This window comes from Robbsia andropogonis (assembly GCF_034047095.1).
Classification (GTDB): Bacteria; Pseudomonadota; Gammaproteobacteria; order Burkholderiales; family Burkholderiaceae; genus Robbsia; species Robbsia andropogonis.
The window spans coordinates 1-18162 of record NZ_CP139170.1; the positions used below are offsets into that span (position 1 = coordinate 1).

Here is an 18162-nt window from a genome sequence, read left to right on the forward strand (position 1 = left end):
ATGAACAATTTTTGGCAACAATGCGCAGCGCAGCTCGAGCGCGAACTGACTCCCCAGCAGTATCAGACCTGGATCAGGCCGCTGGCGCCGGTGGATTACGACGCATCGACGAAGATGTTGCGTATCGCCGCGCCTAACCGTTTCAAGCTGGACTGGGTCAAGAGCCAGTTCTCGGGCCGCATTTCCGACATGGCCCGCGACTTCTGGCAAACGCCCGTGGAGGTGCAGTTCGTCCTGGGCTCGCCGAACGGCGGCGCCATGCCTGCGAACGCCCCCACGGGCGTGCGCATGCCATTGCGTCAGTCGTTGAACAATGGCAACGGCGGTGACCACCAGGGTAACGGGGGCGGCGTGGCGACGGCCGCGGCCCATCCGGGCATGAGCCGCCACCACCAGGCCCCGGCTGCGCCCACGGGCGTGCAACCCTCGCAGGTGTTATCGTCGCCGCCGGGAGAACGGGGTGCCGAATCCGCCGACGCCGATCCGGACGCACCGAGCCTCGATGCCGCAGAAGCCGCGGCCGCCCGCCGTAACTGGCGCGCACCGGCGGCCGGCGGCGAGGCCTCGCCGCAAGTCGATCGATCGAAGCTGAACAACGCGCTGACGTTCGAAACGTTCGTGACCGGTAAGGCGAACCAGTTGGCTCGCGCCGCGGCTATTCAGGTGGCGGACAATCCCGGGATCTCGTACAACCCGCTATTCCTGTACGGCGGCGTGGGCCTGGGCAAGACCCACTTGATCCACGCGATCGGCAATCAGATGCTGGTGGATAACCCCGGAGCGCGGATTCGCTACATTCACGCGGAACAATACGTGTCCGACGTTGTGAAGGCCTATCAGCGCAAGGCATTCGACGAATTCAAGCGTTACTACCATTCGCTCGATCTGCTGCTGATCGATGATATCCAGTTCTTCTCAGGCAAGTCCCGGACGCAAGAGGAATTTTTCTACGCATTCGAGGCCCTGGTGGCCAACCGTGCGCAGGTCATCATCACCAGCGATACCTATCCGAAGGAAATTTCCGGCATCGATGATCGGCTGATATCCCGCTTCGACTCCGGGTTGACGGTGGCCATCGAGCCGCCGGAACTGGAAATGCGCGTGGCGATTCTGATGCGCAAGGCGCAGACGGAAGGCGCGACGGTGTCAGAAGATGTCGCGTTCTTCGTCGCCAAGCATTTGCGCTCGAACGTCCGCGAGTTGGAAGGCGCGCTGCGGAAGATCCTGGCCTATTCGAAATTCCATGGTCGTGAAATCACGATCGAGCTGACCAAGGAAGCGTTAAAAGACCTTCTGACGGTCCAAAATCGCCAGATTTCGGTCGAAAACATCCAGAAAACCACCGCCGACTTCTACAGCATCAAAGTAGCGGACATGTATTCGAAGAAGCGCCCCGCGAACATTGCGCGGCCGCGCCAGATCGCGATGTATCTGGCCAAGGAACTCACGCAGAAAAGCCTGCCGGAAATCGGTGAATTGTTCGGCGGACGGGACCATACGACCGTGCTCCACGCGGTGCGAAAGATCGCCGAGGAACGCAGCAAGGACCCGCAGTTAAACCACGAACTGCACGTATTGGAGCAGACCCTGAAGGGCTGACCCAAGCCATTGAACCGTTGGGTGTTTCGCTGCCCGACTCAGTTGGCGGCACTCCCCACCGCCTTCACGCTTGCCCCGGCATCGGCATTTCCGCCCGGTCGCCTCTCCCCCCATATTGCACAAGCAACGCGCACGTGTCTAACCGGCATTCCGGGGAGTGCGCACGGCTGTCACGGCGCATTTGCTGTGGTCATGGCGCACGCGGGGCGCGATCGATCAGGTTGCCATGCGCAACGCGCATTGATTATGGCGGTTTAGGCCATTGAATCTCCTGTTTTATAAGGCTTTTCAGCCCATTTTGAGGCACAATACGGTATTGCGGTAAAAGAAGCGTGCAGGCCTGCGCCGGGGGTTGCAGCGCCGGCCAGAACGCTTCCAATACGCAATTCGGACCTGAACGGTCAACCGCCGTGGCGCGGTGTTGCCATGGGTCTCGGTGGTTGATTGTCTCTACACACGAAGGATGTCGAATGCTATTGGTCAAGACTGAACGGGATACGCTGCTGCGACCGCTGCAGACGGTATGCGGTATCGTCGAGCGGCGCCACACGCTGCCGATTCTCGCAAACGTGCTGATAAAGAAACAGGGTGCGTCGCTTTCCTTCCTGTCGACTGACCTCGAAGTCCAGATCACGACGTCGGCCGATTGCGCCGCCGGTGCCGACGAGGCCGCTACCACGGTGGCCGCCCGCAAGCTGCTGGACATCCTGCGCGCTTTGCCGGGCGGCGACGTCAGCCTGACCCTGGAAGACAAGCGCTTGGTGGTGAAGTCCGGCAAGAGCCGTTTCGGCTTGCAGATGCTGGCGGCCGACGAGTTTCCGACGCTGGCGAAGGTCGAGGAATTCGGCGCGACTTTCAAGGTGCCGCAGCGTGCGATGCGCCAGTTGCTGTCGGCTGTGCATTTTGCAATGGCGCAGCAGGATATCCGTTACTACTTGAACGGGATGCTGTTCGTTGTCGAAGGCAGCAAGCTGATGGCGGTGGCGACCGATGGCCACCGTCTGGCTTATTGCTCGACGACGATCGAAGGCGATTTCCCGAAGCAGGACGTCATCGTGCCGCGCAAGACGGTTCTGGAGCTGCAACGGCTGCTGGAAGATATCGATGAGCCGGTCGAGATCGCGTTAGGCGGCTCGCAGATCAAGTTCTCGTTCGGCCCGGTGGAATTGATCTCGAAATTGGTCGAGGGCAAGTTCCCGGATTTCCAGCGCGTGATCCCGAAAGCGCAGAAGAATCTCTTCCTGATTGGTCGCGACGAATTGCAGCGTTCGCTGCAGCGTGCCGCCATCCTGACCACGGACAAGTTCAAGGGCGTGCGTTGGGAGGTAAAGCCGGGCGTGCTGGGCATCAAGTCCAGCAATGCCGACCAGGAAGAAGCCAGCGAAGAGCTGGAGATTGCGTATGACGGCGACGCGATCGATATCGGCTTCAATGTTACCTACCTCTTGGATGTGCTCGCGAATACGAAGGCCGACATGCTGAACATCGGCCTGGGCGATTCGAACTCGAGCGCGTTGATCACCATTCCCGAGAACGATGACTTCAAGTACGTGGTGATGCCAATGCGCATCTGACGTCCGCTGGTGCGTGGCCGGGAGGCTCAACGAGGGAGGGACCGCTGGTGTCCTGCTCGCGCCTTTTTTCCCGGCCGGTCATTGGCCGCGGTAAAGCCTCGCGACAAGCACGTTGCCCGCGGGACAGCGCGGAATGATTCCCCCGACGCACCGGAAAGGCGCCACCACGGCGCGACCTCCCCTCCCACGCGGATATCCGAGCGGATTCGACTGGAGTGGGATGGCTTGCCGCGGTAGCACTTTCCAGGAAAACACCTGACTTGTGTTTCCTTCCTGGCGCGAGAAGCGCTGTTTGCGGGACAGGAAGATGAGCAGGGCGGCACTGGCAGCGTGCCGCATCCGTTGCGCTCCGTTTGCCGATCGCAGCGTCCTATAGATGGGCAGGGCAATTGCCTTGCACCGTCGAGCAGAACCGGAATAGAACATGACTGAACAGCAGAAACCGCAAGTACCGGAAGCCGACAATGCATACGGCGCCTCGTCGATCCAGATCCTCGAAGGACTGGAAGCGGTGCGCAAGCGCCCTGGCATGTATATCGGCGATACGTCCGACGGCACCGGCTTGCACCATCTGGTCTTCGAAGTGCTGGACAACTCGATCGACGAGGCTCTCGCGGGCCATTGCGACGATATCCTGGTCACGATCCATCCGGATAACTCGATCTCCGTCGTGGATAACGGCCGGGGTATCCCGACCGGTCTCAAGATGGACGACAAGCACGAACCGAAGCGCAGCGCCGCTGAAATCGTGATGACCGAGCTGCACGCAGGCGGCAAGTTCGATCAGAACAGTTACAAAGTCTCCGGCGGTCTGCATGGTGTGGGGGTGTCTTGCGTAAACGCGCTGTCGAAGTGGTTACGTTTGACCGTGCGGCGTGACGGCAAGAAGCATTTCCTGGAATTCAATCGCGGCGTGGTCATCAACCGGACGCTGGAAACGCGTGATGGCGTGGAAGTGTCACCGATTCCGGTGGTGGGTGATGCCGAGCATAACGGCACCGAAGTCCACTTCATGGCGGACGAGGATATCTTTGGTAACGTCGATTTCCACTACGACATTTTGTCGAAGCGCATTCGTGAGCTGTCGTTCCTGAACAATGGCGTGCGTATCCGCCTGCAGGACAAGCGCTCCGGCAAGGAAGACGATTACGCGTTTGCCGGTGGCGTGAAAGGCTTTGTTGAATACATCAATCGCGCCAAGCAAGTCCTGCATCCGACGATTTTCCACGCGGTTGGCGAGAAGGATAACGTCACCGTCGAAGTGTCGATGCAATGGAACGACAGCTTCAACGAGAACGTGTTGTGCTTTACGAATAACATTCCGCAGCGCGATGGCGGTACCCACTTGACCGGCCTGCGCGCGGCGATGACGCGCGTTCTGAACAAGTACATTGTTGAAACGGACGCGGCGAAAAAAGCCAAGATCGAAACGTCGGGCGACGATATGCGCGAAGGTTTGTCCTGCGTGTTGTCGGTGAAAGTGCCCGAGCCGAAGTTCTCATCGCAGACGAAGGACAAGCTGGTGTCCTCGGAAGTGCGCGCGCCGGTGGAAGAAGTGGTGGCGAAGGCACTCGAAGACTACCTGCTTGAAACGCCTAACGACGCGAAGATCATCGTCTCGAAGATTATCGATGCGGCGCGCGCGCGCGATGCGGCGCGGAAAGCGCGTGAAATGACGCGCCGGAAGAGCGTGCTCGACGGCGTGGGGCTGCCCGGTAAGCTGGCCGACTGCCAGGAAAAAGATCCGGCCAAGTCCGAGGTCTACCTGGTGGAGGGTGACTCCGCAGGCGGCTCGGCCAAGCAAGGCCGGGATCGGAAATTCCAGGCGATTCTGCCGTTGCGCGGGAAAGTGCTGAACGTTGAAAAAGCACGCTATGACAAGCTACTTTCCTCGGAACAGATCGTCACGTTGATCACCGCGCTAGGTTGCGGGATCGGCAAGGACGATTACAACGTCGAGAAACTCCGCTATCACCGCATCATCATCATGACCGATGCGGACGTGGACGGCGCGCATATTCGGACGCTGTTGCTGACGCTGTTTTATCGTCAGTTGCCGGACCTGATCGAGAAGGGGTATGTGTATATCGCGCAACCGCCGCTGTTGAAAATCAAGCACGGCAAGGAAGAGCGGTATCTCAAGGATGAATCGGAACTGCGGCAGTACAAGTTGAAGCTCGCGCTCAATGGTGCTGGGCTGACAACGCACGAAGGCGCGGAACCGATCACGGGCGATGCACTGGGGGAACTGGCGCGGAGCTATTTGCTGTCGGAAGCGGTCATCGACCGGGTGCGTCGGCATGTTGATGCGTCCGCCCTCGAAGCCATCATGGATGGCGTCGAGATCAACCTGGATAGCAAGGAAAAAGCCGACGCGAGCGCCGCCGCGCTGCAGGCTGCCATTACTGCTACGCCGTTGAAGCCTGAGATCAGCGTGACGACAATGCACGATGATGTGCGTGAGTCGTGGTCACTTCGGGTTTCGCGTCGGCATCACGGGAATATCAAAGTCTCCGTGATCGATGGTGAGTTCCTTGCTACAGCGGACTTCCGGCAACTTGTGTCGACGGCCGAGACGTTCAAGGGGCTGATTGGTGAAGGCGCGCTGATCGCGCGTGGTGAACGTAATCAAGCCGTGACCGACTTCAAGAGCGCCATGAAATGGCTGCTGGCCGATGCGGAACGGAATGTGGCGATCCAGCGTTATAAGGGCCTGGGTGAGATGAACCCCGAGCAGCTCTGGGAGACCACCATGGACCCGGCAGTGCGACGGTTGCTCCGAGTGCAAATCGAAGATGCGATTGCGGCAGACGGGATTTTTAATACCCTGATGGGCGATGAAGTTGAACCAAGACGCGCGTTTATCGAAAGTAATGCGCTGAGAGCGGGAAATATTGATGTTTGAGTGAGTTGTAGCTAGACCCATAAGCTGAGAAAAACGGACCCATAAGTTGAGAAACTTATAGGTCCGTTTTTTTGATAGGCACAGTTTATAAAGCGCAAATTTAAGTCCTGTGCACGCCGTATTAATCATTGCACAGCCGCCGGGATGAGTGGTGCCGCATAGCGTGTTCACGTAACTGCGACGGCCCTGAAGGACTTATCTTTTTACGTACTTTTTTGCGCTTTTATATCTGGCCGCGTCCATTTCATCGAAGTACAAATTGCCTTGCTCTTTCGGTCGAATCGGTTCTTGCGCCAAATGCTTGTGTTCAAGTAATTTTCGGCTCTGCGTTCCCAACATTACAAAATTTTCGACAACGCTTTCAAGCGCTCGGATACGCTGCTCCATCTCACTTACGTATGCTCGCTCTGCATCGATTGGTTGATTACTCGAGCCAGATGCGATGCGTAACTGGCATACCGCGCCAGGAACGATTTCAACCGACAACATTTTCGACTGCATTTTAGGAAAGTCTGAGAACGCATCCTCCCCCTCAAAAACGTGCCGAAGCCAAGCATACTCAGCCCACGAAAGGTCTGCAGCGGTAGCACGGTCATCCATTCCAATCCGTAAAACTCTCTCTACCCCGCGTGTGACACGAGACCATTCTCCGTCCCAAATTTCCTGACCACCTACTGCCGCGAGCATCCCGAACCACGCCATCGCTACCGGCCACTTATCCTTCACTCGTTGGAGCAGAAAAACGTGCGTAGTCGAGCGGCCTACGAGAAATGCTCCGGCTGCCACCAGCAAGTTCGGCATTGGGTCGCATCGCTCACCATATTCCGCGTTAAGACGTATGAGAAGTTTTTGAAACGCTTTAACACGGTCCTCAACAGAATCACTTAGTAGACCGCTCTCCGCTCCCATAAGCGCGGCGATACTATTGCCTCTTACGGCCTTTGTCGTTACAAAACCGGCCATCCTCGCAAGCGCCCATTCCACGACCTCCACAGGATTCGCGTTTTCAGGAACGGTCATCTCGAGCAATGACCAAATCGGAAAAAGGTCGTTGAGCGATAACGTTCGCTTCGCAAAGCGCCGGTCGTCTTGAAATAAATGAAGCCGGTCAGCGCAGGTGTCTCTTACCTTATCGGCATCGTGAAGTAATTGCGCCTTCGCAAACGACATAGAAAAGCACGAAGATGCGTGCCCATACGCTAATGAGCCGAGCCTGGTTGCACCTTCGGTTTGACTCAGCAACTCGCCCAGTACTATCGACGCCCAACGATACGAGCGGTTCAAAATATTTTTTGTCTTAGCACCTCTTTTCTTCCCTTTTTCGAAGAAAGAGACACAGTCCGAAAAACTGAGCACCCGCCCAAACTGACTAATCGGAAATGCTTCTGGCGCGAATGTTCTGAGCCAAGACAAGGTCTCCGCCATCACTTCATCAGCAAGAACGATAAGTCGGGGTACTGCGTAACCTTGCTTTAACAAGTCGCTATCCAAACCGACGGCAATACCGGAAAGCTTGATACAAGCTTCTGGACTAGCAAAGAACTCAATCACTGATACTTGGTACTTAAACAGAAGCGAAGGCAACTCTAGCCGAGGAACGCCAACCCAACGAAAATCTTGTAGATTCATGATAGACCGGAGAATAGGCTTGCCGATGTCATTGGGCTAGGAAGCGCAAATGCTGCCTCTAAGGGCTTATTGGTTTCGTCCGTTCGAAATGCATTCAATGCCGTTCGTGCACGAGTGATTGCCGTGTAGCCCAACTCTCGATGATTCAAGCCGTACCCCTTTAGCTCTTCTACAGCAAACATGTGGACCGACCTAAATTCGGTTCCTTTGGCAGAATGCATCGTTATCACATGAATCCGCTTTTCATCGCCGAAATTCGAATCGCTATCGACCCCATGCACACAAACTAGACTCGCCAAATCGGTACCGTCAAAACGTTCCCTAAGCTCGGCCAGAGTTTCTCGCTTGCCGCAGAATACTCCAATTGAATCCTCGCTAAATGCATCTAACTGAACCCGAATTAAATCTAACATCGATGCGAACTGGCCATCTCGGGTATCAATCTGATGCATTTCTGCGGTGGAGGTACCTTCAACTTTAGCGTTGTAGTTAGACGTCTCCTCAAGAGACCTCTCCCCAGGCGAGGGCTCTAGAAGCCTATCAGCGACATGCGCAATGCGTTGACCAATTCGATAATGAGCCTTCAGCGTGTACCTAGCAAGATTTAGACTGTCCCCGATATCTAATCCATCACGTTTATAAACTCCTTGCCGCTTATCGCCACAAATACAGACTCTATCGCTCAGGCATAGCAATGCATCAAGCTCACGCACCGTCAAGTCCTGCGCTTCATCAACGAATATGGCACTGTATAACTTTGGCGATGGGAGACGTTTATTCGCTTCAATGACGGCCTCAAGCATCGCGACCCTGTCAGCCTCATCGAAATCGTCGCCTTTGGTCTTTTTTATCGGAACGTTTCCTAAATATTGACGTATGTGGTCAAACGCCCACGAATGATATGTTTTAATTTGCGATGTTGAGATTAGCTGGCTAGCGATAGGGCCGCTTCGTATGAAATTAGCTAACGTCTTCGTGTACGTAATAATTAGGACGTTCTTTTCGCCTGTTCCAGCCAAGTATTGCGCCCGTAGCAACAGCAAGTTCGTCTTACCTGAACCAGGAGGCCCTTCAAGTAAATAACGCCCCTGCACGGGCATTTCAAGAAATGCCCGCTGCGTATTATCGAGCTGTTCCAACTTTCGCCACCACATCGAATTCATTTCGGTCTCGCTCTTAAGGGGTCTGCTTGCTCAAAGTCATGCCGTGTATAGCCGAAGCGTCGCCAGGATTTGCATCGATAATATCAAGGCCAGCTAAAAATACTTCTGCTAGCGTATTAGTCAATATATGCTCGCCCTCAGCCTCGCCCTCCTGAATAGTGACAGAACAAGCAATTGCGTCGGCTTGAAACTTAGTATCGATTCCTTTCTCCGCCTCTACGATATACGCACCGTACATCAACGTAGCGGTATTTTCCTGCAAAGCGTCGCACCATCGAAAACACACCAAACACAGAATGCATACTGTATCGGTTACCGATAACTCGAACTGATAGACTGGATGTTCCACAAGCTTAGGCGGCCGCATATTAAGAACAAACCGGCCTTCGCAAACACCAAGCAAATTTGCTCTCACAGACTCCGAAAATCGCTTTTCAAATGAATTTCTTTGAAACTGCAATTGAGCATCGCGAGCCACTTTCGCTTGCTTAGCTGCACTCGGCACAGATTTCAACAGACGCCCCTTCAAACGCGACAAGGCATCGTCAGTAACATCTCTAGCAAAGTCATTCCATTCAACAATCGCCAACCGCGTATCGAGGTCTTTTGTTAAACAACGACTTGAAAGAGCCTTTAATGTTGCTAAACGTCCATCACCAGAATCGCCGAAAGATGGAATGTTTGTCATGACGGCTCGAGCAACTAGCCATCGATTCCCCATCGTCACTTCATCATGGAAAATCTGCCGTTTCATGATTAAATCATGAAGAACTGCTCCAACTTGGTAAATATTCAAACCTTTCCAGAGGCGAGTCGTCGGTGCATCTAAGCGGAACAGGTATTCGGGTGAACTGTATTGCGCAGTCGCTACAAAGGGGCGCGTTTGGCCTGTATCGGTAAGGCTCGCTTCGTCCCCATCAGACATTTCAAACGCACGCGCCACACCGAGGTCAAGAAGCTTTAACTGCTTGAAATCCGGGGATACATGGATGTTCTCAGTAAGCGTCCACCCAAGGCATCTTTCGTCGCGACATGGACGTCATCATGCTGTCGGATTTTTCGACGGATGCAGACGATGGAAGGTAAGCAAGTGGTACCCGTGACGCCGCGCACTGCGCGACGCAGTTTCACCAAGGAATTCAAGCGAGAGCTTGTGCGCCAGTCCATGCTGCCGGAGGTTTCTCGTGCAGCTCTGGCCTTGGCCAACGGCGTCAACGCCAATCAACTGGCACGCTGGTGTCGCGAGCATCAGCGTGCCGACCACGTCACTTTCGTGCCCGTCGTCAGCGCCGCATCCACTGCTTCAGAATACGCTCGTGCTCCGCTAGCCACAGTTCCCCCGACTGAGCTCGAGTGGCTGCATGGCCATACCAGGATCGTCATTCGGGGGAACGTCGAGGTCGAGATTCTGCGCACGATCATCTCGCAAACCTTGGCATCAACAAGCGCCGCATGATCGGCCTACCTCCCGGCACGCAAGTGTGGCTTGTCGCAGGCGTAACCGATATGCGGCGTGGCTTCGACGGTTTGGCCGCTGTCGTGCAAACCAAACTTGCCAACAACCCGTACGGCGGCCAGGTGTTCGTCTTCCGAGGTCGGCGCGGCGACCGAATCAAGGTACTCTGGTGGGATGGACAGGGTCTGTGTTTGCTCTGCAAGCGCCTCGAACACGGTTACTTCGTCTGGCCGCAGGCCGATTCCGGTAGCGTGCATTTGAGCGCTGCGCAGTTGTCCATGTTGCTTGAAGGCATCGACTGGCGCCGACCACAGCGCACCGCCACACCCCGTGCGGCGTAGTCGTAGCAGTTGTATACGGGGCCTGAAATGCGTAAACTGTCGCCATGGCCGAATCCCCTAACAGTGCGCTCCCCACCGAGGTCGTTGCGCTTCAGCGCATGGTCGCGGATCTGGCCGGCCAGGTGCGCAAACTCCAATCGAATCTGAGCGCACGCGAACTGCTCATCGAGCATTTACAGATTCAGATCGCGGCGCTTCGCCGCCAGATGTACGGCCGCAAGTCCGAGAAGCTGGAGACCGAGATCGGTCAGCTCGAGCTCAAGCTCGAGGAATTGCTGCTCGACAACGGGGAAGATCCGCCGCCCGCCACACCTGTCGAACAAGAACGTAAAAACCGCTCTCGCAAGCCGCTGCCGGAGGACCTGCCACGCGACACGCTCGAGCATCTGCCCTCAGGCGATGACTGCCCGGACTGTGGCGGTGCGCTCAAGCCAATCGGTGAGGATGTCGCCGAGCAGCTCGAGTACTTGCCCGGGAGCTGGCGTGTCATTCGACACGTGCGCCCCAAATTCAGTTGCGCATGCTGTCAGACACTCGTTCAAGCGAGCGCGCCGTCACGACCCATTGCCCGAGGGTTAGCCGGTCCCGGTTTGCTCGCACACGTCATGATCGGCAAATATGCCGATCACCGTGTGTTACGAACACAGCCTCCATAGCAGGAAGGAGAACTGTGGTGCTTTATTGAAGATGAGGGTGGGCCCCTCGGAGTCGGTTTGCAGGAGCAGGCTCCAAACCACCTCAAGCTGCTGGGGTAAAGAGCTCTGGTGGTGAGCGTTGAGGAAAAGGCGCAGCAATGACTGCGTCAGGTGCGGTACAGAGAGACGAATGAAAATGAACCGTCGATGTGGTGTCGAAACGTATATAGATGGCGTCGAAACCGGGCCTTGGTGGTTAGCCCGGGATGAAGGTCGAGGGAAGCCTGCCGACTGCTCGACCGGCGCCCGGCATGAAGGCGGCGTGACTCTGTATCAGGCTTCAGTAAGGAACGTAAGAACCTGTCGTCCCGATGTTAAGGGAGAAGTTCAAGTGGAAAGCCTCTGCGAGAACGAGAGTACCGATGCGGGGCACAGGGACGGAGATGCTCGTAGTAGGGTAGAAGGCTCTGTAATGGAGCTGGACCGAAGGGGCGTCGTCGTTCGGTCTCAGCATGGACACAACCTGCAAGGGGATGACGTTCATGTCTGAGGCAAAGTCGTTTGATATTACCAAGCGTGAAGTTTGGGACGCGTACAAGCGCGTCAAAGCGAATCGTGGCGCGGCCGGAGTTGACGGGGTCGGTATTATCGAGTTCGATCGAGATCTAAGCAGGAATCTTTACCGGATCTGGAATCGAATGGCCTCGGGCAGCTACTTCCCGTCACCGGTCAAGCGAGTTGACATTCCGAAGGGGGATGGCAAAACGCGACCGCTGGGTATTCCCACGGTTGCTGATCGGATTGCACAGATGGTCGTTCGGCGACGGCTTGAGCCGTTGCTGGAGCCGGTATTCCATAAGGATTCTTATGGCTATCGACCGGGGCGCTCGGCACACGATGCCTTGCGCGTTGCCAGAAGTCGTTGCTGGCAACGTCCCTGGGTGCTTGACCCTGATATCAAGGGGTTCTTCGATAACATCGATCACGCCCTATTGATGAAAGCTGTGCAGCGGCATACCGACTGCCGGTGGACTGCGCTGTATGTTAGGCGCTGGCTGAGCGCGGATGTGGTGATGCCGGACGGAACACGGCAAATGCGCGATAGGGGCACGCCGCAAGGGGGTGTTATTAGTCCCTTGTTGGCAAACCTCTTCCTGCATTACGCGTTCGACAAATGGATGGAGCGACATCATCCTACGGTGTCGTTTGAACGCTATGCGGATGACGTCATCTGCCATTGTGAAAGCGAAGCGGAGGCGCAGTCGTTATTGACTGATCTTAAAGCTCGTATGGCACAGTGTCAGTTGGAATTGCATCCAGAGAAAACTCAGGTCGTATATTGCGTCGATGCGAATCGGCGTGGTGACTTTGCTGTGAAGCGGTTCGACTTCCTTGGTTATACGTTTAAGCCAAGACAGGCGATGAATCGGCGAGGGGAGTTGTTCACAAGCTTCTCGCCGGCCGTGAGCGACAAAGCGGCGAAAGCTATGCGGCAGGAGATGCGTGATTGGGGCCTATCTCGCCTGAGCCGATATGATTTGGGGGAGCTGCTAGCGCGGCTTCGACCGAAGATTGTTGGTTGGGTACGGTATTACGGGCTCTTCCATCCGTCGACCTTGCAACGTTCCCTGAAGGCACTGGACTTCCATCTAGTGCGATGGGCGCGACGCAAGTACAAGAAGCTTCGCGGCCATATCTCGAGGGCCTGGGATTGGCTGTCTGATCTTCAACATCGCGCTCCGACGCTATGTCCGCATTGGGGCGCGGCAATACAAGCGACTGGACGATAGGAGCCGGATGAGTCGAGAGATTCACGTCCGGTTCTGGGAGAGCGCAGGGGTGAGATTCCCCTGCGCCACTCACCTGCCGCTGTACCGACAGTCGCACATCTATGCACGTGACGGACTGGACTTAGATCGCTCGACGCTGAGTGAATGGGTCGGCGGTGTCACACGACTGCTGCGCCCATTGGTAGAGGCGCTGCGCCGATATGTAATGGCGGGGCCGAGCGTGCACGCTGATGACACGCCCGTGCCGATGCTGGCACCGGGCAAAGGCAAGACTGTCACGGGTCGGCTGTGGGCGTATGTGCGTGACGAACGCCCAGCGGGCTCGGCAAATGCCGCCGCATTATGGATGGCGTTCACGCCCGATCGTCGCGGCGAACATCCGCAACGACATCTCGGCGAGTTCAACGGCATCATCCACGCCGACGGATTTGTGGGATATGACGCGCTGTATGGCGACTCGCGAACGCAGGCTGCCTGCTGGGCGCATGCCAGACGCAAATTCTACGAACTCACGAAGTCGCATCCGTCACCGGCGGCAGGCGAAGCGGTGCGCCGCATCGCGGCACTGTATGCAATTGAAGAGCAGATCAGGGGGGAGCCGCCGGACAAGCGTTTGCAAGTGCGAACCGAACACAGCAAGCCGCTGCTCGATAGTATGCGAGCGTGGTTGGACTCGCTGATCCCAACGCTATCGACCAAATCGGCGCTCGCCGGTGCGATCCAGTACGCGCTCAATCGATGGGAGGCGTTGAACACGTTCGTGCAGGATGGCCGGGGCGAGATCGACAATAACGCCGTCGAACGCGCGTTGCGCGCCGTGGCAACGGGGCGTTCATTGTGCACCTCCTTCTGAAACCTGGATAAACATTGGGATCTGGCCTTCGACATCGTTGCGACACGGGCGATACTTGCGCGCCAGTGCTGCGGTAACCGCTTCGCTGTGCAGATCGATCGTCCGAATCTGCCATGGGGCATCAGGCACGACCTGCTCGGCAGGCAGAATCCGATCGTTGATCAAACGCCGGATCATGTAGTGAGTGACACCAAGCTCCTTCGCTGCCTCAGACATCGTCAGCCAGTCGCCATCCTTATCTGCCGACTTGTAGGCGTGGATATCGCGGACATGCCGTACAGAGCTGACACGATGTGCGGTCCAGGTCTTGCCCTGTCCTGTGCGTATTCCCATGCGGTTCAGTGATGCAGCAATGTCCTCGTCGGACCATCGGGTTACCATGCTGCGAATAACCGCGAGCGCTTCGTCTGACGTACTGCAGCCATGCTCGCCAGTTCGCGGCCTGCGAATCCGTAGCCGGGAATGTTGACCGCCTTGCCAGTGGATCGTCAGAATGATTTCGCGTGTAGCCTCGTCGACGTCGGCAACGATATCGACGATGAGCGCGCGAACAAGCTGTTGACGTGTGCGCATGGCGACGCTCGGTGCATTCCACGCAGCATGAAGATCTTCGGCGAGCTTCGTAAAGTCAGGCAGGGGAGCCTGCGCCTTTGGTGCAGTCACCGTCTCCACGCGCGTCTGGCAGGCCTGTACACGACGTAATGCCGCTTCCCAGTTCTTCTCCAGCTGCGCGGCAATCAGGCGGTTCTCGGGATCACAGGCGGCGTAGCGCCGCTCAGCCAGCGTGGCCTCGTACTGGGCCTGCTGCAGTTCGAGTTCCACGATCTGTTGCTGCTCGTTCAGGGTATCCATGTGCATTTGCTCAGCCTGTTGTGCCGCTTCGATCGCCAATGGCTCCACGACGCGCAGAAGCTCCTTGCTGACAGTCGCATCGATACGGGAACCACCGAACCTCATACATCGCGCTGACGTGTCGAAGCGGTCACACCGGTACACGGCCTGCGGGATACGTCCAGCGTAGGCCACCGACAGGCGACGTCCACAGCGTGCGCAGGCAAGCAGGCCAGCGAGCAGCGCGCGGCCACCACGACCGGATTTTACGTCGCCCGCCTTGCCGTAAGCATTTGTCGCGAGCTTCTTCTGGTTGCGTTCAAACTCCGCCCAGTCGATGTAGCCTTCGTGGTGTTCCCGGAGCATGACGTCCCAGTTCTCAAACGGCTTGCGGTGCTTGTAGCTCTTGCGTGCCCGGCCTTCGACGATCGTCATCTGCTTGCCGCTCTTGCCATACGCGTAGACACCAGCATAGAACGGATTCTTGAGCACCGAAATCACGTTACGGTAGCGTATTGGAGTCCAGTCGACCCGCGTCAGCGTCCGGCCGTCAGAGGGGCGCGGGAAGTGGACCTGTTCAGCGTTCATCGACAGCAGAACCTGCCGCGCGCTGCCCAGTTGCCGGAAACGAGTAAAAATCAGGCGTATGACTTCCTGCAACCGTGCGTCTGGATCGAAACCCAGACCAACATCACGATGCCAGATATAGCCGACCGGCACGCTGATACGTAATTCACCACGGTGTGCCTTCTCTCGTTTGGCGTCGTGCATGCGCGTTCGAAGCACGTTGAGTTCGAATTCGCTGATGCTGCCCTTCATGCCAAGTAATAGCCGGTCATTTGCCCGGCAAGGATCGTACACACCGTCAAGGTCGATTACCCGCGCTTGAACGAGACCACAGAGCTCGAGCAGATGATGCCAGTCGCGTCCATTGCGGGCAAGGCGTGAGGCGTCCAGGCAAAGCACTGCGCCGACATCGCCTGCACACAATAACGCGACCAGACGATCAAAGCCCGGTCTCGCAACTGTGCCGCTCGCCGAGCGTCCCTGGTCGTCGTCGATGACTTCGACGTCGCGAAATCCATGTCGCTTTGCTTCCTGCACGAGGTCATACTGCCGGCGCCGGCTCTCGAGGTTCAGTTGGACCTGCGTTCGGCTGGACTGTCGGACATAAACTACCGCCTTGCGTTTAAGAAGATCTGCGGGCAAACGATCATCATTCGTCATCGTTACGCCCCTTCGCAGTCGGGATGCCCGCCGCCTGCATCAACAGGCATGCGAGATGCCTGAGCGTGTTTGCCCGTTGCACCGCGTTCATCCCCTGAAGCTCGACCGCGTCGAACATCAGGTTCATCTGGGGCGGCATCGACCGCGATAACTGTTGACCTGCTGGAACGACGTTTGGCAGATTGCCCATTGCGTTTCTCCCGGACGTTGGTGGAACCGTCCGGAGAGTTTCCCCGCAAATGCAGATCGACCAGCAATTGATGCAGATTATGCAGTGTCGCTACGGTAACTCTCGGTTCGCCGAGAACCATCGCTGAACAAATCGCGGCATCGAGCATCCATCCCGCGATCATCCTGATTACACCGGGGTCCGCCTCCACATGGACGACCTGACCTCCGCCGCGACGCTCGATGTCTTTAACCTTGACGCGACGCCCATACAGCGGATGCCAACGATAATGAATCTCGACTTCCTGCCCGATATGGGCAGAATGAACGGGAAATTGCGCTGGGCCGCAAGAATTATCTATTTGCTGGCTCGGAGTCAGGGGGCGAACGTGCGGCCGCCATGTACAGCCTAATCGGTACGGCCAAACTGAACGGCATCGAGCCCGAAGCGTATCTGCGCGAAGTGCTCACGCGCATAGCCGACCACCCGGTGAATCAGATCGACGATCTGCTGCCGTGGAACATCGCTTCCAGCAAACTCCACGAGGCTTAAAAAGCTTATTGAAGTGCCCATTTATTTTTAAATGGGCACTACCGGCATGCCGCCATTCGATACCCGGCCACATGAAATACGCGGCTAACAAGATGCCTTCGGTCGACGCTTACTGTTCTCAGGCTTAATATCACGATGTACGATATTAAGTTCATCTAGGTATTGAACGGCCACCACTAACTGAGAAATTAGCGAATGCACATGCTCATCCGGTACAGAACTCAGCGACTTAGCTAGTTGAGGCCAGTCGATAAACTCCATCTCCGTGAATGCAGTATCTTCTGCCTCTGAAATTTCAAATACTTTTACTAAATTCGGGCAATCGTGACTTACCAGGCGCCGCTGAACGTCCAATCGTCTACGTTCTGCCGGTCCAGATGGACCGCTGAGAAACTTCGGCTCGAATACTTTAAAGGCGCGTAATTCGCCGGCGCACGTAACCTTGAAAACTGCGGCTGAGCCGCCCGCGTCGAGAAGTTCGGGTACGCTACACTCATTTTTTTTCTTTAAAAACGCTACCAGACGTTTTTCTAAATCTTGTATGACTGCATCATCTAGTGACGGCATGTGCGATTCCCGTACGCCCATTACGATTTAATAAAAACGCCAACATTATGCAATGTCAACGTTATTGCATCTTTCCGCGCCCTAAAATCGAGCGACTACAATGCGTTCCGCAAACGATTATCCGTTCTCCACAATCTGCCGAAATTCTATGGCAAGTCGCTCCTCGACTTCCTCGAAGTGGCTGTGCAACGCACAGACAGTCTCCACCCCGATATGGGTACTATCGCGGGCATCGTTAACGCTATAGTCCATTAACATTGCCATCACAACGTTAATATAACTGATATGAATGTCTTTGCGGTACAAACGACACCCGTCGAACCAAAGCAACGGCTGTGAGTGATATCTGGTCAGAAGCAGAACAATGCGCGAGGAGCACGCACCTATAGCAACAGTCGCAAGGGGCAAGCGAACCGCTTAGTGGAATATCACATTCCGCTAGCTTGAAAAAACCTAAGCTAATGCCTAAGTTAGTAAACCAACGCCGATGCAATGTCGGCACGCAACGCCACCATTGAACTTTTATCGGTTCATTTGACTGCTCGCTCTGACCCTACCCCGGAATTAGTCCCGGCGGATTCAACCGGTCATTCCAATGTCTAATCGCGGAAGCACACGAACGTCCTTTGATAGCCGGTCATAGACAATCTAGTTGAATATTTTTTAGCTGGCATTGCAGGGCAGTAACCGCCCATGCGGCGACATTCGCGGTTGCGATTGAGCGGACGTTCAGCCGTCGGATCTGTGCCGGAAAACAATTTTTCGCTAGCTATACCGTACCTGCCCTACGTCCTTCATGCCTCGAACGAGACCCTAAGCCCCTGGACAAGGTGTGCAATGGCGAATTCATGACTCGAGGCCGCTACCCGCA

General features: G+C 56.2%; 12 protein-coding genes and 3 pseudogenes. 9 read left to right on the plus strand and 6 right to left on the minus strand.

Annotated elements, in window-relative coordinates:
* The 3 genes and pseudogenes from dnaA to gyrB form a co-directional block, all read left to right on the plus strand.
* Positions 1–1599: pseudogene (dnaA, locus tag SJQ66_RS13665) on the plus strand (chromosomal replication initiator protein DnaA); the annotation flags it as partial.
* Between the two features lie 470 nt (positions 1600–2069).
* Positions 2070–3173: a DNA polymerase III subunit beta gene (dnaN, locus tag SJQ66_RS13670; protein ID WP_024905182.1), complete on the plus strand. Its 1104-nt coding sequence runs from the start codon at positions 2070–2072 to the stop codon at positions 3171–3173.
* A gap of 424 nt (positions 3174–3597) precedes the next feature.
* Positions 3598–6078 (plus strand): DNA topoisomerase (ATP-hydrolyzing) subunit B, encoded by a 2481-nt coding sequence (gene gyrB / locus SJQ66_RS13675; protein WP_024905183.1) that lies wholly within the window; start codon positions 3598–3600, stop codon positions 6076–6078.
* 195 nt (positions 6079–6273) lie between these two features.
* Here gyrB and SJQ66_RS13680 read toward each other — a convergent pair whose 3' ends face one another.
* Genes SJQ66_RS13680 through SJQ66_RS13690 form a run of 3 tightly spaced genes read right to left on the minus strand, consistent with a single transcriptional unit; the run spans position 6274 to position 9795 of the window.
* Complete coding sequence (locus tag SJQ66_RS13680) at positions 6274–7707, minus strand: hypothetical protein (protein ID WP_157685720.1); 1434 nt, start codon at positions 7705–7707, stop codon at positions 6274–6276.
* Positions 7704–8846, minus strand: a complete 1143-nt coding sequence (locus SJQ66_RS13685) for a UvrD-helicase domain-containing protein (protein WP_320534880.1) — start codon at positions 8844–8846, stop codon at positions 7704–7706. Before SJQ66_RS13685 ends, SJQ66_RS13680 begins: the two co-directional genes overlap by 4 nt.
* A 37-nt stretch (positions 8847–8883) precedes the next feature.
* Positions 8884–9795 (minus strand): hypothetical protein, encoded by a 912-nt coding sequence (locus SJQ66_RS13690; RefSeq protein ID WP_320534881.1) that lies wholly within the window; start codon positions 9793–9795, stop codon positions 8884–8886.
* Positions 9796–9945: 150 nt separating this feature from the next.
* On the opposite strand from SJQ66_RS13690, the gene SJQ66_RS13695 reads away from it, so the two are divergent.
* The 5 genes and pseudogenes from SJQ66_RS13695 to tnpC form a co-directional block, all read left to right on the plus strand.
* Complete coding sequence (locus SJQ66_RS13695) at positions 9946–10326, plus strand: transposase (RefSeq protein ID WP_176026070.1); 381 nt, start codon at positions 9946–9948, stop codon at positions 10324–10326.
* Positions 10323–10667, plus strand: a complete 345-nt coding sequence (tnpB, locus tag SJQ66_RS13700) for an IS66 family insertion sequence element accessory protein TnpB (RefSeq protein ID WP_046154715.1) — start codon at positions 10323–10325, stop codon at positions 10665–10667. The genes SJQ66_RS13695 and tnpB overlap by 4 nt, the downstream gene beginning before the upstream one ends.
* Before the next feature lie 44 nt (positions 10668–10711).
* Positions 10712–11323: an IS66 family transposase zinc-finger binding domain-containing protein gene (locus SJQ66_RS13705; RefSeq protein WP_320534882.1), complete on the plus strand. Its 612-nt coding sequence runs from the start codon at positions 10712–10714 to the stop codon at positions 11321–11323.
* Positions 11324–11844: 521 nt separating this feature from the next.
* On the plus strand, positions 11845–13092 hold the full coding sequence (gene ltrA, locus SJQ66_RS13710) for a group II intron reverse transcriptase/maturase (protein ID WP_320534883.1): 1248 nt from the start codon (positions 11845–11847) through the stop codon (positions 13090–13092).
* Between the two features lie 70 nt (positions 13093–13162).
* Positions 13163–13924, plus strand: a pseudogene (tnpC, locus tag SJQ66_RS13715) (IS66 family transposase); the annotation flags it as partial.
* Here tnpC and SJQ66_RS13720 read toward each other — a convergent pair.
* Complete coding sequence (locus tag SJQ66_RS13720; protein WP_320533729.1) at positions 13925–16003, minus strand: recombinase family protein; 2079 nt, start codon at positions 16001–16003, stop codon at positions 13925–13927.
* A complete protein-coding gene (locus SJQ66_RS13725) occupies positions 15993–16193 on the minus strand; it encodes a hypothetical protein (protein WP_320533730.1) in 201 nt (66 codons plus the stop codon). Before SJQ66_RS13725 ends, SJQ66_RS13720 begins: the two co-directional genes overlap by 11 nt.
* 306 nt (positions 16194–16499) lie before the next feature.
* Between SJQ66_RS13725 and SJQ66_RS13730 the strand changes: the two are divergent.
* Positions 16500–16724 (plus strand): annotated as a pseudogene (locus tag SJQ66_RS13730) (transposase domain-containing protein); the annotation flags it as partial.
* Positions 16725–16808: 84 nt separating this feature from the next.
* Here SJQ66_RS13730 and SJQ66_RS13735 read toward each other — a convergent pair.
* A complete protein-coding gene (locus tag SJQ66_RS13735; RefSeq protein ID WP_320534884.1) occupies positions 16809–17291 on the minus strand; it encodes a protein kinase domain-containing protein in 483 nt (160 codons plus the stop codon).
* Between the last annotated feature and the right edge of the window lie 871 nt (positions 17292–18162).

Excerpts from the sequence above, each read along its gene's own strand:
- ltrA (WP_320534883.1), top strand. The coding sequence starts at position 11,845 with ATGTCTGAGGCAAAGTCGTTTGATATTACCAAGCGTGAAGTTTGGGAC.
- SJQ66_RS13720 (WP_320533729.1), bottom strand. The coding sequence starts at position 16,003 with ATGACGAATGATGATCGTTTGCCCGCAGATCTTCTTAAACGCAAGGCG.
- SJQ66_RS13680 (WP_157685720.1), bottom strand. The coding sequence starts at position 7,707 with ATGAATCTACAAGATTTTCGTTGGGTTGGCGTTCCTCGGCTAGAGTTG.
- gyrB (WP_024905183.1), top strand. The coding sequence starts at position 3,598 with ATGACTGAACAGCAGAAACCGCAAGTACCGGAAGCCGACAATGCATAC.
- SJQ66_RS13725 (WP_320533730.1), bottom strand. The coding sequence starts at position 16,193 with ATGGGCAATCTGCCAAACGTCGTTCCAGCAGGTCAACAGTTATCGCGG.
- tnpB (WP_046154715.1), top strand. The coding sequence starts at position 10,323 with ATGATCGGCCTACCTCCCGGCACGCAAGTGTGGCTTGTCGCAGGCGTA.
- SJQ66_RS13695 (WP_176026070.1), top strand. The coding sequence starts at position 9,946 with ATGGAAGGTAAGCAAGTGGTACCCGTGACGCCGCGCACTGCGCGACGC.
- dnaN (WP_024905182.1), top strand. The coding sequence starts at position 2,070 with ATGCTATTGGTCAAGACTGAACGGGATACGCTGCTGCGACCGCTGCAG.
- SJQ66_RS13705 (WP_320534882.1), top strand. The coding sequence starts at position 10,712 with ATGGCCGAATCCCCTAACAGTGCGCTCCCCACCGAGGTCGTTGCGCTT.
- SJQ66_RS13735 (WP_320534884.1), bottom strand. The coding sequence starts at position 17,291 with ATGCCGTCACTAGATGATGCAGTCATACAAGATTTAGAAAAACGTCTG.
- SJQ66_RS13690 (WP_320534881.1), bottom strand. The coding sequence starts at position 9,795 with ATGTCTGATGGGGACGAAGCGAGCCTTACCGATACAGGCCAAACGCGC.